This window comes from Patescibacteria group bacterium, from assembly GCA_041662665.1.
Taxonomy (GTDB): Bacteria; Patescibacteriota; JABMPQ01; order JABMPQ01; family JAQVVF01; genus JAQVVF01.
In genome coordinates this window covers 422,124-436,817 of sequence record JBAZSC010000001.1, presented here as the reverse complement: position 1 = coordinate 436,817, position 14,694 = coordinate 422,124, and the positions used below count along the sequence as shown (strand labels likewise).

The following is a 14,694-nucleotide window of genomic DNA, read 5'->3' as shown; positions in this document are numbered from 1 at the left end:
AATTAAAAATAAAATATTACGCTTTTAAATCTAAATCTAATTTCTTTAATTCTTTTTTGATTTCTTTCAAAGCTGTTTCGCCAAAGCCTTCTAATTCTAATAAATCTTTTTCTGATTTTTTGATCAAATCCTTAACTTTTCTGATTTTTGCTTTATCTAATGAATTATATGTTCTTGTTGATAATTTTAATTCGGAAACTAATTTTTCTCCTGCTTCTGTAGTTGCTTCTTCTTTTTCTTCTGCTGGCTGTTCTTTTTCTTCTTTACCTTCTTTGATTTTCTTTTCAATCATTTCCTTACCAGCTAATATTGAGAATTGGTCAACTAAAATTTTTGCTGATTTTGCAATTGCGTCTAAAGGAGAAATTGAACCATCTGTTTTTACATTTAAGATAAGTTTGTCAAAGTCTGTTCTTTGTCCAACACGAGTACTTTCAACTTTGTAGCCAACAGCAATAACTGGAGAAAAAATAGCATCAACTGCGATCATGCCGATTTCTAGATCTTTGCCATTTCTTTGTTCAACTGGTAAATAACCCATTCCTTGTTCAATAACAAATTCCATTTCAAAATTAGCATCTTTGCTTGTAGCTTCGGCAATTTTTTGATCTTTGTTGATAACTTCAATATCGCTAGTAGCTTTGATTTCTTTTGCAGTAATTTCGCCTACGCCTTTGTGTGATAATTTTACTCTAACAGGCTCAGTTGAGAATGATTTAACTCTAATTTTCTTTACATTCAAAATAATATCAATAACGCTCTCTTTGATATGTTCAATAGCTGTAAATTCATGATCAACACCTTTAATCTTAATAGCAGTAATTGCAGCACCTTTAAGAGAAGAAAGTAAAATTCTTCTTAATGCGTTGCCTAAAGTAAGACCGTATCCAGGAAAACATGGCTCAATAACAATAGTAGATTCATTATCTTCTTCTTTTAGGGCAGCAATCTTTGATGGTATGATAATTTCCTCCATAAAAATTATAATTAAATGCTTATAAATATATTCTGCGCTTTCTGCGTTATATTCTGCTTTTTCTGCGGTTCAAATATGAACGCAGACTTACGCAGAATCGAACGCAGAAGACGCAGAAAAATAAAAAAAATGTATTAATTATTTTGAATATGATTCGATAATTTGCTTCATGCCAATTGAATGATCCATATCAGCAAGACTTGGCATTGCGATAACTTTTCCAGAATATTCTTTTGGATTTACGTCTAACCAGCGAGGAATAGAATCTTTTACAATCGATTTTGGAATATTAACAAAATATTTATTAGCTTTTGATTTGTTCTTAATCTTGACAACATCATTAATTTTTAGTTGATGAGAAGCAATATCAACTGGCTTTTCATTAACTAAAACATGTCCATGATTAACAATCTGACGGCTTAAATTCCTAGACTTTGCGAAACCTAATCTAAAAACGATATTATCTAATCTTGTTTCTAGTAATTGAGCAATTTTTTCACCAGTAACACCTCTTTGCTTGCTAGCTTTTTGATAATAACCTTTGAATTGTTTTTCACGAAGTCCATAAATCTTTTTAGCTTTTTGCTTTTCAAAAAGTTGAGTACCAAATTCAGACATTTTCTTTGGCTTTCCAGTATCACCATGAATTCCAGGAGCATAGTTTCTTCTTGTTATTGCGCATTTTGGCGTATAACAACGATCACCTTTCAAAAAAAGTTTTTCACCATAACGTCGGCATTTTTTGCATTTCTTGTATAGCATAATAGATTTAGAAATTGGAAATTAGAAATTGGATATTGAGAAAGTTTTTCTAATCTCTTTTATTTAATTTAAGATTAAATTCAACTGTTAAACGCGTCTTACTTTTGGAGGTCTGCAACCATTATGTGGAATTGGAGTAATATCCTTGATAGAGACGATATTTAAACCATTTGAATATAAAGCTCTGATTGCTGCTTCACGTCCGCCACCAATACCTCGAACAAATACATCAATCTCGCTAATGCCTGTTGGTTTTGCTTTAGTAATAGCATCTTTAACAATTTCAGTTGCAGCATAAGGAGTAGATCTTTTTGCGCCCTTAAAGCCTAATTTTCCAGCATTGCTCCAAGAAATAACATTTCCATTTAAGTCTGTTAAAGAAACATGGGTATTGTTATAAGTTGATGCAATATAAGCACGACCCTTGCTAATTTTGCGGACTACTTTCTTCTTTGCACTTTTTTTAGTAAATGTGTTAGCCATAAATTTTTTAAGTCTTTTCTGCTGAAGCGCGCTTGCCACTACCAGCTGTTCTTCTTACATTACCTCTTACTGTTCTAGAATTGGTCTTTGTTCTTTGACCGCGAACAGGAAGATTTCTAGCATGTCTAGTGCCGCGATAGCAGTTTATTTCTTTTAATCTTTTAACATTAAGCATTTTTTCACGACGCAAATCACCTTCAACCTTGTGTCTTTTTTCAATAAGATTCTTTAATGTATTGATTTCGTCAGTCGTTAATTCCTTAGTTTTCTTATTCCAAGCAATATTAGCTGTCTTTAAAACCTTTTTACTAAGATTCAAGCCAATACCATAAATATATGTCAAAGCGACATCTATTCTTTTTTCTGATGGAATTGTGATACTAGCGATTCTAGCCATATTTTATTAGTTAAAAGTCTAAAGTCTAAAATAAAACGTCAAAATCAAAAGTTAGCCCTGGCGTTGTTTATGTTTTGGATTTTCACAAATAATATAAATTCTGCCTTTTCTGTGAACAGGTTTACATTTATTACAAATTCTTTTTACTGATGCTCTTACTTTCATGATTGATTTTTTTAGCAGTTAACAACTAACAGTTAACATAAAGTTAAGTGTTAATAGTTAAAAGTTAATTGTCCGTCAATTACAGTCTTCTAGTAATTCTACCTTTTGATAAATCGTATGGGCTCAATTCAATCAATACTTTATCTCCTGGCAAAAGTTTAATCAAATTGATTTTCATTTTGCCTGAAGCATAGCCCCAAATCTCATGGCCATTTTCAAGTTTAATTTTGAAATTGGCATTTGGTAACGTCTCTACAACTTTACCAGTCATTTCAATAATCTCTTTGCGCTGCGAATTTTTAGACATAAAAGATATGATGCAGCACTAATTTAAATCTAACGATTACAAACAAAAACCTCAGCAGCTAGACAGTATTTTTGAAACCGTCAGAACTAAGTTAGTGCTGCACTAATTTAGGTTAATTATATATCGTAATTTTATTAATGTCAATGACTTTTTGGGACTTTTTTTATTTTAGCTTAGTCAAGCTCTTTTTCGCTTATATTGATCTTACTTTTGATGCGCGGAACTCTCTTTACCCAGAATGGCCACAAATTAACTTCAGCTTTATAAACATAAGGATTGGTCATGATATAGTCTATTGCTTCTTGCGATTTTTTGCCAACGATATTATTTTTTACTTCTAGCTCATCAATCTTTGTGTACATTTTTTTGTTCAAAGAAATTTTGACATTTATTTTATTTTCTTCTTGTGAAATACTTTCGTAATTTATTCCATTGTCTAAATTTTCATCAAGCAATTGTTTATTTTCTGGCAAGAAACTATTGGCATCAGCAAAAACTATTTTTTGCAAATCATTTTTTGAAACATAAGGAATAGTACTTTTTACAGATACAGACATCTTGAAATCTTTCATTTCTTTATTTTCTTCACCAGATGTTTTCGAATCAAGAATTTCATTTTTAATTGCACCATCAATAATTATCTTGTCATTTGGGATCTTGGTTTTGTATTCTTCTGCTATTTTTTGACTAACTTTTGCAAGTAAATCATCTTTTGCTTTTTTCAAATCATCGGAAGTTATGACAGTAACTTTTTTTGATTCTCCTCCAGTTATTGCGGAAACTGTTTCTGCATAGATAGCTTGCTGTTTATCTAAGCTTAGACCAGGAATTGCAAAAGCACCTGCTTCTAAATTATATTCACTGCCAAAAGCATCAGCTTCAATTGTAGCATCAATACTTCCGGCTATAGTCTTTCCTTCATCGATTTTGGCGCCTGGAACATTTATATCGTTAGCTAAGCGATAAATTTTGCCATTATTTCCCATGAATCTTGTTGTTGCGATTAATGGTTGTGGCTCTGAAGAATATTTATTGTAAATTGTAATTTGTCCTTTTGCTTTTGCACCAATATCTTTTTCTCCGCTTGCATTAAAATTTGCTTCGTCACTACTTTTTTCAATTGTTGCAAGTTCATAAGAAATTTGTTTGTCGGCAATATTTGGTTCGCTAAGTCCTTGAACTAATGTTGCTTCTAAGGTATGAGTAAAAGGTTCTGTTTTTGGTGAATAGATAATTTGGGCTTTTGGCAAGATAAAGATAATTGCAATAATGCCGATAACTAAACAAACGCCAAAAAAACCTAAAATTATTTTTGATATTTTTGACGGCAACAAAACAAATTTTGGTTTTTGATTTGTTGAAAACTTTTTTTTCAAAAGTTCAATTTGTTTTCTTTTTGAATCTTTAGATATTTCTTTATAATCTGGCTTGTTTACTTCTGGAGTTTCTTGATTTTTTAATTTTTTAATATTCTTTAATAATTCTTCTTCTTTGTATGATTTAAAAACAGGACCATTTTTAGGAACATCAGAAACTTGTGATTCTTGGTCTTCATCTTGGCTATCATCTACTTTGGATTTGATTTGTAGATTTGCTTTCTTTGCTAGAACTTGGCCAATCTCGTCTGTTGAAACAACAATAATATTTTTCTTCAAAATGTCTGATTGGCGTTTTAATATTTTTAAGTTAACAATACTTCTAATCAAAGGTGATTTATTTGGGAATACTAACTCAACGTTGCTATCTTGAACGTTTTTTATTTTATCAATTACGGAAATTATTTCATCATCTTCTTCGAGATAGATATGGCGCATAGACAGTTAACAATTAACTTTTAACAATTAACATTTTTTAAAAATCGTTAAATGTTAAGTGTTAATAGTTAAATGTTTTTAGGTGTGCATCATATTTACAACTTTGCGTAAAATTCCTTGCAAAGGCTCTTCTTCTCCAGCTAAATCTAAGGCTAAATTTGCTAAAGCCATTGGGGTCACATCTTGTTGGCTTTTTAATAAGCCAGTTTTATCAACAATACTTGTAACATCAGCAGGTTTTAGAAAATTTATTTTTGGTTTTTTGGTAAATGGCAGATTTTTGATCCAGTCTTCACTTTGTAAAGCGGATTTAATACCAAGTAATGCGCTACCACCACCGCATAATAAAATTTCTGATGGTAAATGATCGATATTATCAAATTCTGATAAAGCTAATTCAACGCCAGATAGCCAAACTTGGCAATCTGAATCTAAAGCTTTTTTGACTTGCTTTACTAGATCTTGTTTTAATAAATTCTTGGAATATTTTAGTTTAGTTTCTTCTGCTTCAGAAAAATTTACTTTTAATTCATTGGCTAATCTTTTTGTAAAAGCTCTTCCGCCTAGACCAAACATTTTTGTGCCCTCTAAAACGCCATTTTTGACAACTGCGACATCAGTTGTTCCACCACCAATATCGATAAAGATTGCCGAAAATTCTTTTGAATCTTCAAGATCTTGGCAAGAAGCAACTGCATATGGCTCTGCTGCTATTGATAACAAATCCATTTCCAAATCTGTTGAGATTGATTCTAGAGCTCCTAAATGCACTAATGGAGCATAGGCATTAAAAATTGAAATACTGACATCCTTGCCTTGAAAACCAATTGGATTGGCAATTCTATAACCATCAATTCGGACATCAACTATTGCTGCATTAATTAATTTTACGTCTATTTCATCTAAGCCTGTTTCCCAAGAAAGTTGTTTGCGGACTTTGTTGAAAGCTTGCCACTGAACTTTTTGCAAAATATTTTTTAATTCTGGAAAATCAATTTTTACTTTTGGTTTTTTTCTTTCATAATGGACATTAGTTGTAATGCCTTTTACTAATTCACCAGCAATACCAAGAATAACTTGGTCTGGTTTTACATCTGCCATTTTTTCTGCTGTTTCAATTGCTTTTTCTGCTGATCTGACAACGCCTTGAATATCAGTAACTGCTCCAGCATGGATGTCGCTAAGTTTTTGTTTTTGACGGCCAACACCAATAACATAACCTCTTTGCTCTTCAGGTTTTATTTCAAATATCAAAGCTTTGACAAGATCGGTGCCAATATCTAAAGCTAATGCATAATTACCATTTTGTTTTTCTTGTGGAAAGAATTTATCTAGAAATCCCATAAAATATAATACAAATATACGAAATTAATTTGCGCCCTTAGAAGCAAATTAATGCTAATCTACGAATATGCGAATCGACGAATCACCAGACTCAAAAATTATGTCATATAAAATAATATCTATGGTTCTATTATAACATATTTTAACAAGTGAAAAAACTTACTTTAAATTTACAATCCAATCGCAAATAAGAATTCTTTTTTAGGAAACTTGTTGAAATATTTGACTGTAATCATATTCTTTTTGGTTTTGGCAAGTATCTTTGCTTTCGGCCAAGCATTGGCGATGTTTTTCCAGCTGTTTGTTGTTGAATCAAAATATTGTAATCGAAGATCTTTTTTCTTAATGCCTGGATTTTTCTTTTTTAGAGCTTTTAATAATTTACTTGTGTATTTGAAAGCAATTTTCATTTTGAATTTGGTTTTCAATTTAGAAGTATTATCATTTAACTTCCAGTATCTTTTTAAAGTCTTATTGCTGGCATTTGCCCAATTAGTTGGATAACTATTATATTTATGCCATTTTAACCAATACTTGTTATTCTTGGTAACTTTTGCTGGTAAGCTTGTAAAATATAAATTTAATCCGACTCCAGTATATGTAAAGCCTTGTTTAGTACTGGAAATTTTTAATTTTTTGTCTTGTTTGATTAAACGCGTAATGGTGTAAGTATTTGTTTTTACTGCTTCTGCATTTCCAACATTATCCACAGAAAAATATTTTAGAGTTTTTGATGTTGAAATTGTAATTGTACCTGAATAAACTGCTGAAGATGTTGTTGGATCAGTGCCATCTAAAGTGTAATAAGTAGCTGAAACTCCTGATTGAGAATCTGTTGCTGTTAATGTTGTAGTCTTGGTATCATTGAAAGTTCCATTAGCTAATGATGCTGTTGTAACTGGAGCTGTTGAATCTGTATTGTATGGAATGACGCTTAGATTCTGAGCCCAATCACTAATTCTGATGTAAAAAGTATTTGCTGAATTGCCTGATAAAGTATATGTCCCTGAAGTTGAAGCAGATGAAATTGCAGTACCTGTTGCTGGATCGCAAGTATTTGTCTCGTCAATGCAAAAATATTTTGAGCCACCCATTTCTGCATAGTCAGGAGTTGTGAAAGTGTATGCAACTGACAAACCTGTGCGGAGGGCTTGAAAACTTGAAACGTCGGGGTTGACGGAGTCGAGGAGGACAAAGGTTTGTCCCACATATGTTATAAATGCATTGTCATTGTAAAAGTCAATTGCAGTTGAATTAACGGCTGTATTACTAAGCACGTCGATACCAGATTGACTAAGATAGTTGACATAATATGTAAAGGATTCGACGCCATCTACCGTGACTGCATGTGCCCCTGTTGCGCTGTCATAGATTCCAGAGGAGTTTGCTAGGCCAGATGTACTTGATTTTAGAACTAAATTTGTTATATCCCAAGACGCGCCATTTTGAGATGCCATTTCTAGCGTTTCTCCTCCTGCAACATAGAAAATTCTGACGATATTGTCTGAAGATTTTGAAATAGAAATTGCTGAAGCAGATGCTGAACCTACTTCTGTGGCTGGATTACTCCAATTTCCACCGTATGATTTGTTATTATAATAAGCTTTGCTATCTGTATTATCTCTGTAAGCAATATCAATTTTGTTTGATGAATCTATGGTAATAGCATTATAAAAACCAATATTATCCCCTGCATTTGGTAATTTTTCGGTCGTCCATGAGCCACCTGCATTCGTAGCATGCATTAAATCAGTATCTGTGACATTTCTATACAAAATATGCGCATCGCCAAATGTATCTAAAGCTATAGCAGTATATAGTCCAGTATCATCAGCAGTTGTATCAACATTTGTTGCAACCCAGCTACCTGAAACGTTAGTAGCATAACGCACATGTCCAGCTGTGCCAGAATAATAGCTTATTTGTGTAACATCCGTATTTTGATTGACAGCAATAGAACAATATTTTCCAAAATCTGCTGTTGCGGAGCTATCAACTGTATCAACTATCCATGTTGTTCCATTCCAATAAGAATGCCTAAGGTATTGAGTACCTGATTCAGATGAGTAGGTACAGATATGTGGATAATGTTCTCTGTCTAATGCTAATGCTCTACCATAGCTATCTGAACCACCCGAAGTTATGCTTGTCCAAAAAACTTTCCCTTGCACGCTGTTGTCAAAAGTATAAGCTTTTGCTTGGTTAAAACCTAAAAACGCGGTAAGACAAAAAATCAACGCACTAAGACATAATAATTTTTTCATTTGTTTTATATAAATTTTTATTTAACAAAAATATTATAACACGTTTTATTTTTTATGTTAAATATTTATTCTAATATAATTTCAGCTACTTTTTCGTACATCGCTTCTGCAACATGTCTTGACCAATATAGAGGACTTCTGGCACCATCTTTGATTGTTCTTAAAATATTATTCGGATCAGTTGAGCTAATCCTTCTTGCTCTGGATTTGGAGCTGTTGGCTCACTATCAATTGACATATTTTTTTATTATAATGTTAATTCCCAAATTTCAAAATCTTCTTTGTGCCAAAAATTTTTTAGAAGTGCAATTTTATTAAATTTATTTTTTGCAAAAAATTTTTGTGAAGGCAAATTTGAAGTTCTAATATCACAAACAATTTTGTGTACTTTTTTTGATTCTTTTAAGTAATTTATCAAAAATTTTAGAATCTCATTGCCAATTCCTTTGCGTCTATTTTCTTCATTAATTCCAATCCATTCAATCCAAAAAAGTCCGGTATTATCAAAAAATCCGTACATAAAACCAACTATTTTGTTATTATTTTTAGCACTCAAAAATAATTTATTTTCGTTTTTTATTTTATTTTGTATCTCTTTAACTTCAAAACTTTTTGCATAATTTTTCTTTGCAATGTCTGAATAATATGACAAATCTAAAATTATTCTTTGTGCCAAGTCGCAAAATTCTTTAATATTTTTTTCTTGAAGTTTTTCAATTATCATAATTGTTATTGAATTGACAATTTATCATTGATATTCTATTCTTATTTGAGTGATAATATTCTCGCACCCTAGAAAAGGAGGGAGGAGATGAGGCAGTTACAAGACGGTGACTTCGTAATTATTACTATTCTACCTTACGTAAAATCTGCGATTAATTGTTCTGTTGCTGCATTAACTTTAACGGATAAAGATCGACAACAGGTTAATTGGCCTGACAGACAGTCTTCTCGTTTTGAGTTGCGAGTAGGAATTCTCGCTGATGCAGAAATGCTTTTGAACTGGTTCGCGAATTCACATGGTTTTTCCTGCACGGAAATTTCGTATGTTGAAAATAGCAGCCCCGAACAAATCCGTCAAGAAATTCCTGCTAGCGGTGATGTTTATGATCATCTCTTGAGTGAAATTTTTAGTTTTTCTCGTCTTGCTATATTGTCACGTTCTCCAGTGTCTGTACCATGTATAAAGGTTTTTGAGCTTCACAAAAAAGTTCTTTGAGACTTGTTCAGCAAGTCTTTTTTTAATCTAAAATTGCTTTGATTCTTCTAACTCCAGCAGAACTTGATTCTTCTTTTTTTATTTTAAAATGATGTAGTTCTTTTGTGTTTTTTGCATGAGGACCGCCACAGATTTCTTTGGAAAAATCGCCTATAGAATAAACTTTTACTTTATCACCGTATTTTTCTGTAAATAAACCAATTGCGCCTTTTGACTTTGCTTCGTCAACAGACATTTCTTCCATTTTAATTTCTAAACCTTTTTTAATTTGATCATTAACTATTTTTTCAACTTGTTGCAATTGTTCAGGCGTCATTTTCTGATCATAATTAAAATCAAAGCGCAAACGTTCTGGATTAATGTTACTGCCTTTTTGTTGAACTTGTTCGCCTAACACTTGGCGTAATGCTTGATGCAAGAGATGAGTTGCAGTGTGGAGTCTTGTTGTTATTTCTGAATGGTCAGCTAGGCCTCCTTTAAATTTTTTCTCTGCACCTTTTCTTGATAATGCTTGATGTTTTACAAATTCTAAACCGAATTCTTTTTCGTCGACACTAAATCCTTTTTCCTTGGCTAATTCTTTGGTCATTTCAATTGGAAAGCCATAAGTGTCATAAAGATGAAATGCATCAAGACCTCTAATCTTTTTGTCTCGGAGACGATGCGGTGCATCGTCTCTACATGACGTTATTTTTTCAAAAACTTTTAAACCTTTTGCTAAAGAAATTTCAAATCTATCTTCTTCATCTTGCAATTCTTTTATAATAAAATCTTTTTGCTCTAATAATTTTGGGTATCTGGCTTTATAAATATTTATAAATAAATTAGCAATTTGCTGATTTACTTTTTCTTCTTTTTTAATTTCTAATAATTTGGCATGACGGACTGCGCGTCTAATTAATCGGCGCAAAATATAGCCTTGATCAAGATTTGAAGGAGTAACTCCATCCATCAATAAAAATACAGAAGCTCTAATATGATCAGCAATTATTCTTTTTGATTTAATTGGGTCTTTTGTAACATTGTTAAAATCTTGAGAATGGCCAGATAATTTATCTTCCAATAAATCCATAACTGGCTTGAATAATTCTGTTTGATAAGAATTATCAAAAGTATGAAGTACAGCTAAAGTTCTATCAACACCCATGCCAGTATCAATATTTTTTTGGGCTAATGGCAAGAATTTTCCATCTTTTGTTTTGTTATAGCTCATAAAAACTAAGTTCCAGATTTCAACATATTTTCCACAACCACAGCCTGGCTTGCAATCATCACAACATTTTTCTTTGTCTGTATCATAAAAAATTTCGGTATCAGGTCCGCATGGACCAACTTCACCTGCTGGTCCCCACCAATTATCTTCTTTTGGAAGCGGATAAATTCTATCATTTGGAATGCCTAAATTTTGCCAAGTTTTTATCGCTTCTTCGTCTTTTTTCGCATCATTATCGCCAGCAAAAACTGTAACTGATAATTTACCAGGATAAATATTTAAGTATTCTTTGCTTGTTAAAAATTCGTAGGCAAACTTGATTGCGTCTTCTTTAAAATAATCGCCCAAAGACCAATTTCCAAGCATTTCAAAAAAAGTTGAGTGCCAGTTGTCACCGACATTATCAATATCAACAGTTCTTAAACATCTCTGAAGATCTGTTAATCTTTTTCCTTGCGGATGTTTTTCGCCTAACAAAAAAGGAACTAATGGATGCATTCCAGCAGTTGTAAATAAAACAGATGGATCATGTTCTGGAATCAGCGATGCGCCTGGTATGATTTGATGGCCTTTGCTTTTGAAAAAAGCTAGGTATTTGTTGATTAGGTCTTGAGATGTCATACGTGAAATTAAAATTACAAATTCCAAATCGCAAACAAATTACAAACCACAAACAACAAATCGTCGACTTTGTAATTTGGATTTTGTTTGGAATTTGGGATTTGTGATTTTTTTTATTCCGGCCGGCTGATTTCTTGTTGCAATCTTTTTTCCGTAGCATAAAGTTCTTCTAGTTCGGCTTCTAAAAGTTCTTTTCTTCTTGATAAATCTTTTAATTGCAAATCAATTTCTTTAAGCTCTTTTTCTCGCTCGTCAATGTCATCGTGAAGATCGTCTATTTTTGATTGCAATTGACGTTTTGGATCGGAAAAATCGGACATATGTTGTAATTAGTAATTCGTAATTAGTAACTAGAAACGAATTAACAAATTACTAGTTACTAATTACTATTTTACAATAGCTACTCTGTTTTTGCAATAACGCCTCCTCCAATTAAAACCTCTTTATTATAAATTACTGCTGATTGTCCAGGCATAACTGCACGTGCAGGAGAAGATAGGGAAATATGGGCTTCATTTTTATTTATTTTAATTATTTTTCCTAAAACAGGCGAGGCATGTGATCGAATTTTTATTTGACAAGAATAGGGGAGAGACGGTCTTTCCCCTATTAAATTTAAATTTTTTAATTTAATATTTTTACTAAATAATAGCTTGTCTTTTGGATTATCTGTGACAACTAAAATATTGTGCTTAAAATCGAGTTTGGCGACATAAAAAGTTTTTTCTAAACCCAATCCTATTCCCTTTCGCTGACCTAAAGTATAAAAACATAAGCCTTGATGTTCGCCTATTGTTTGCCCGCTAACTGTTTTAATTTTTCCAGGCTTAATTTTTTTTAAGTTTCTTTTTAAAAAATCATGATAATTTTTTTCTTTAATAAAACAAATTTCTTGTGATTCTTTTTTCTCGGCTGTTGGCAAATTAAATTTTTTGGCTAATTTTCTAACTTCAGGCTTTAAGTAATTTCCGATTGGAAATAAAATCTTGGCTAACTTTTTTTGATTTAAATTATACAAAAAATATGATTGATCTTTGTTTTTATCTTTAGCAGTAAGTAGCAGATAGTTATTTTTAATTTTTAATTTATTTTTTACTTTTGAATTGTTACTTTTAATTTTTGACTTTTGACTTTTGACTTTAACATAATGTCCTGTAGCAAGATAATCAGCGTCAAACTCGAGAAGTTTTCTAAAAAAAAATCCGAATTTTATATATTTATTGCAAGCAATGCATGGATTTGGTGTTAAACCTTTTTTGAAAGAATCTAAAAAATAATCAACAACATATTTTTTGAATTCTTTTTCGCAATTTAAAGAATATAATTTAATACCTAATTTCTGGCAAACGAGTCTTGCAGAATCAAATGAGTCTTGAGAACAGCATCTATTCGTTGCGCAAGTTTTATTATTCTTTTCATGCCAAAAGCGCATAAAAACACCGGTTACTTTATAACCTTGTTTTTTAAGTAAAGCAGCTGCGACACTGCTATCTACTCCGCCAGACATGGCGCAAATGACATGTTTTTGCATACGCGATATTATATATTTTTTTTGATTTTTTGTAAATACAAAAAGCCAGGAAATTTCCTGGCTAAAAATATATATTAATCCATTTTGATTACTTGTCCTGGCTTTAATGTTTCTCTTGGTTTTTCTTGCGGTTTTTCTTGCGGTTTTTTTTCTTCTACCTGTAATTTACCCTTCAAAATTTCGCTAAATGCTTTTTTAAATGGCTGATGTATTTGTTGTTGCTCTGAACTTTCAGTTCTTTTCTTTGGAAAATATCTGGCTTGTGGCATTGTTGCTTCATCTCTGACAATTGTTTCTGACCATTTTGAAATTCTATCTTCGACAATTTCTCTTTGTTGCGCATAACGTTCGCGAGAAACTTTGATGATTTTTTCTTTATGTCCCTCGATTTTTTTGGAAGGAGGAAGAGTTGTAGCGCTAAAAGCTTGAGAAGCAATACCATCAATCATCAATTTCAAATAAATATTATATTTGGTTAAATTAACTAAATCAATTTCTGTAAATATTGGCTCAAATTCGCTGACTAAGAATTCTGCATCAGCTGCTCCAACTCTGAAACAAGCGATTGTTCCGACATTGCCAAAAACAGCATCTCGGACTTTTGTAGAACCGCCAGTTTCTAGCTGACCAATGTATTGATGGCCAATAATTAAATTAAGATGGTACTTTCTAGCTTCTGACAGAATATCAGCAAAAGATTCAGTTGCGAAATTTTGAAACTCATCGACATAGAGATAAAAGTCTGCTCTTTCCTCTTCTGGAATATCAACGCGCGACATTGCAGCTAATTGAATCTTAGTAATAATAACTGCACCAAATAAGGCTGAGGCATCTTCACCAACTCGGCCTTTTGCTAAATTAAGAATTAGAATTTTTTTGTTATCCATTACTTCACGCATATCTATTGTTGATTTTGATTGGCCAACAATATTTCTAATTAAAGAAATGGATAAGAATTGTCCAACTTTGTTTTGAATAGGAGCGATTGCTTCTGCTTGAAATTTGTCAGGATATTTTGAATATTCTTCAACCCAGAATTGTTTGACAACTGGATCTTGAATTTTTTCAATAACTTTTTTACGATACTCTTTGTCAACTAAGATTCTCATAATGCCTAACATTGTTGAACCTGGATAGTCAAGCAAAGCTAGAATAGAATTTCTTAAAACATATTCAAGACGAGGGCCCCAAGAATCTGCCCAGATTTTTTTGAAAACACCGATAAGTCCTGAAGAGATCAAATGTTTGTATGCAGGATTAACATTTTCCATCACGTTAAATGCAATTGGGAAATCCATGTCTCCAGGATTAAAATAAATAACATCATTAATACGATTTGCAGGAACAAAATCGAGCATTTTTTCAGCGAATTCACCATGAGGATCAACAACACAAAGTCCATTTCCGGCATGAATATCAGAAATCGCCATATTTTCCATAAGGTTTGTTTTGCCCATACCTGTTTTTCCAATAACATACATGTGCCTTCTTCTGTCATCTCTTTTTATACCGAAAACTACTTTTTTATTGCGGTAATTGGTAGTTGCAAAATTCGAAATATCGCTATTAGCCATAAAAATAATGATTAACAATTAAAT

15 protein-coding genes are annotated in these 14,694 nt (G+C 32.1%); 1 reads left to right on the top strand and 14 read right to left on the bottom strand.

All coding sequences use genetic code 11. The features are described from left to right. Positions 1–16: 16 nt before the first annotated feature. From WC663_02245 to WC663_02200, 10 genes are all read right to left on the bottom strand, one after another. On the bottom strand, positions 17–976 hold the full coding sequence (locus WC663_02245) for a DNA-directed RNA polymerase subunit alpha (protein MFA6296146.1): 960 nt from the start codon (positions 974–976) through the stop codon (positions 17–19). Between the two features lie 138 nt (positions 977–1,114). Then, a complete protein-coding gene (gene rpsD / locus WC663_02240) occupies positions 1,115–1,738 on the bottom strand; it encodes a 30S ribosomal protein S4 (GenBank protein MFA6296145.1) in 624 nt (207 codons plus the stop codon). A gap of 87 nt (positions 1,739–1,825) precedes the next feature. Further along, on the bottom strand, positions 1,826–2,221 hold the full coding sequence (gene rpsK / locus WC663_02235) for a 30S ribosomal protein S11 (GenBank protein MFA6296144.1): 396 nt from the start codon (positions 2,219–2,221) through the stop codon (positions 1,826–1,828). A 7-nt stretch (positions 2,222–2,228) separates the two neighbouring features. Beyond that, positions 2,229–2,618 carry a 30S ribosomal protein S13 gene (gene rpsM / locus WC663_02230; GenBank protein ID MFA6296143.1) on the bottom strand — a complete coding sequence of 130 codons (390 nt, stop codon included), beginning with the start codon at positions 2,616–2,618 and terminating at the stop codon, positions 2,229–2,231. Positions 2,619–2,669: 51 nt separating this feature from the next. Then, positions 2,670–2,783 carry a 50S ribosomal protein L36 gene (gene rpmJ / locus WC663_02225; protein ID MFA6296142.1) on the bottom strand — a complete coding sequence of 38 codons (114 nt, stop codon included), beginning with the start codon at positions 2,781–2,783 and terminating at the stop codon, positions 2,670–2,672. 79 nt (positions 2,784–2,862) lie between these two features. Next, positions 2,863–3,090 carry a translation initiation factor IF-1 gene (gene infA / locus WC663_02220; protein MFA6296141.1) on the bottom strand — a complete coding sequence of 76 codons (228 nt, stop codon included), beginning with the start codon at positions 3,088–3,090 and terminating at the stop codon, positions 2,863–2,865. A 173-nt stretch (positions 3,091–3,263) separates the two neighbouring features. Next, entirely contained in the window at positions 3,264–4,904 is a 1,641-nt protein-coding gene (locus WC663_02215; GenBank protein ID MFA6296140.1) for a hypothetical protein, read from the bottom strand. A 78-nt stretch (positions 4,905–4,982) separates the two neighbouring features. After that, the gene (locus WC663_02210; GenBank protein MFA6296139.1) at positions 4,983–6,248 is read right to left on the bottom strand and encodes a cell division FtsA domain-containing protein; all 1,266 of its coding nucleotides are present in this window, start codon (positions 6,246–6,248) and stop codon (positions 4,983–4,985) included. Between the two features lie 170 nt (positions 6,249–6,418). Continuing rightward, the gene (locus WC663_02205; GenBank protein MFA6296138.1) at positions 6,419–8,512 is read right to left on the bottom strand and encodes a chitobiase/beta-hexosaminidase C-terminal domain-containing protein; all 2,094 of its coding nucleotides are present in this window, start codon (positions 8,510–8,512) and stop codon (positions 6,419–6,421) included. A 247-nt stretch (positions 8,513–8,759) separates the two neighbouring features. Next, a complete protein-coding gene (locus WC663_02200) occupies positions 8,760–9,236 on the bottom strand; it encodes a GNAT family N-acetyltransferase (GenBank protein MFA6296137.1) in 477 nt (158 codons plus the stop codon). An 87-nt stretch (positions 9,237–9,323) separates the two neighbouring features. Here WC663_02200 and WC663_02195 point away from each other — a divergent pair, with 87 nt between their 5' ends. Beyond that, positions 9,324–9,731, top strand: coding sequence for a hypothetical protein (locus WC663_02195; GenBank protein MFA6296136.1), 408 nt, complete (start codon positions 9,324–9,326; stop codon positions 9,729–9,731). A 22-nt stretch (positions 9,732–9,753) separates the two neighbouring features. Here the strand turns inward: WC663_02195 and WC663_02190 are convergent, their stop codons facing one another. The 4 genes from WC663_02190 to WC663_02175 all read right to left on the bottom strand — a co-directional run bounded on the left by WC663_02190 (position 9,754) and on the right by WC663_02175 (position 14,670). Further along, complete coding sequence (locus WC663_02190) at positions 9,754–11,565, bottom strand: alanine--tRNA ligase (protein MFA6296135.1); 1,812 nt, start codon at positions 11,563–11,565, stop codon at positions 9,754–9,756. 113 nt (positions 11,566–11,678) lie between these two features. After that, on the bottom strand, positions 11,679–11,885 hold the full coding sequence (locus WC663_02185; protein MFA6296134.1) for a hypothetical protein: 207 nt from the start codon (positions 11,883–11,885) through the stop codon (positions 11,679–11,681). Positions 11,886–11,965: 80 nt separating this feature from the next. Continuing rightward, on the bottom strand, positions 11,966–13,096 hold the full coding sequence (gene mnmA / locus WC663_02180) for a tRNA 2-thiouridine(34) synthase MnmA (protein MFA6296133.1): 1,131 nt from the start codon (positions 13,094–13,096) through the stop codon (positions 11,966–11,968). Positions 13,097–13,170: 74 nt separating this feature from the next. Beyond that, a complete protein-coding gene (locus tag WC663_02175) occupies positions 13,171–14,670 on the bottom strand; it encodes a type IV secretion system DNA-binding domain-containing protein (protein ID MFA6296132.1) in 1,500 nt (499 codons plus the stop codon). Positions 14,671–14,694 lie beyond the last annotated feature (24 nt).

What these genes read in the sequence shown, in the direction of transcription:
- WC663_02245 (MFA6296146.1), bottom strand. Translation starts at nt 976, where the DNA reads ATGGAGGAAATTATCATACCATCAAAGATTGCTGCCCTAAAAGAAGAA.
- rpsD (MFA6296145.1), bottom strand. Translation starts at nt 1,738, where the DNA reads ATGCTATACAAGAAATGCAAAAAATGCCGACGTTATGGTGAAAAACTT.
- rpsK (MFA6296144.1), bottom strand. Translation starts at nt 2,221, where the DNA reads ATGGCTAACACATTTACTAAAAAAAGTGCAAAGAAGAAAGTAGTCCGC.
- rpsM (MFA6296143.1), bottom strand. Translation starts at nt 2,618, where the DNA reads ATGGCTAGAATCGCTAGTATCACAATTCCATCAGAAAAAAGAATAGAT.
- rpmJ (MFA6296142.1), bottom strand. Translation starts at nt 2,783, where the DNA reads ATGAAAGTAAGAGCATCAGTAAAAAGAATTTGTAATAAATGTAAACCT.
- infA (MFA6296141.1), bottom strand. Translation starts at nt 3,090, where the DNA reads ATGTCTAAAAATTCGCAGCGCAAAGAGATTATTGAAATGACTGGTAAA.
- WC663_02215 (MFA6296140.1), bottom strand. Translation starts at nt 4,904, where the DNA reads ATGCGCCATATCTATCTCGAAGAAGATGATGAAATAATTTCCGTAATT.
- WC663_02210 (MFA6296139.1), bottom strand. Translation starts at nt 6,248, where the DNA reads ATGGGATTTCTAGATAAATTCTTTCCACAAGAAAAACAAAATGGTAAT.
- WC663_02205 (MFA6296138.1), bottom strand. Translation starts at nt 8,512, where the DNA reads ATGAAAAAATTATTATGTCTTAGTGCGTTGATTTTTTGTCTTACCGCG.
- WC663_02200 (MFA6296137.1), bottom strand. Translation starts at nt 9,236, where the DNA reads ATGATAATTGAAAAACTTCAAGAAAAAAATATTAAAGAATTTTGCGAC.
- WC663_02195 (MFA6296136.1), top strand. Translation starts at nt 9,324, where the DNA reads ATGAGGCAGTTACAAGACGGTGACTTCGTAATTATTACTATTCTACCT.
- WC663_02190 (MFA6296135.1), bottom strand. Translation starts at nt 11,565, where the DNA reads ATGACATCTCAAGACCTAATCAACAAATACCTAGCTTTTTTCAAAAGC.
- WC663_02185 (MFA6296134.1), bottom strand. Translation starts at nt 11,885, where the DNA reads ATGTCCGATTTTTCCGATCCAAAACGTCAATTGCAATCAAAAATAGAC.
- mnmA (MFA6296133.1), bottom strand. Translation starts at nt 13,096, where the DNA reads ATGCAAAAACATGTCATTTGCGCCATGTCTGGCGGAGTAGATAGCAGT.
- WC663_02175 (MFA6296132.1), bottom strand. Translation starts at nt 14,670, where the DNA reads ATGGCTAATAGCGATATTTCGAATTTTGCAACTACCAATTACCGCAAT.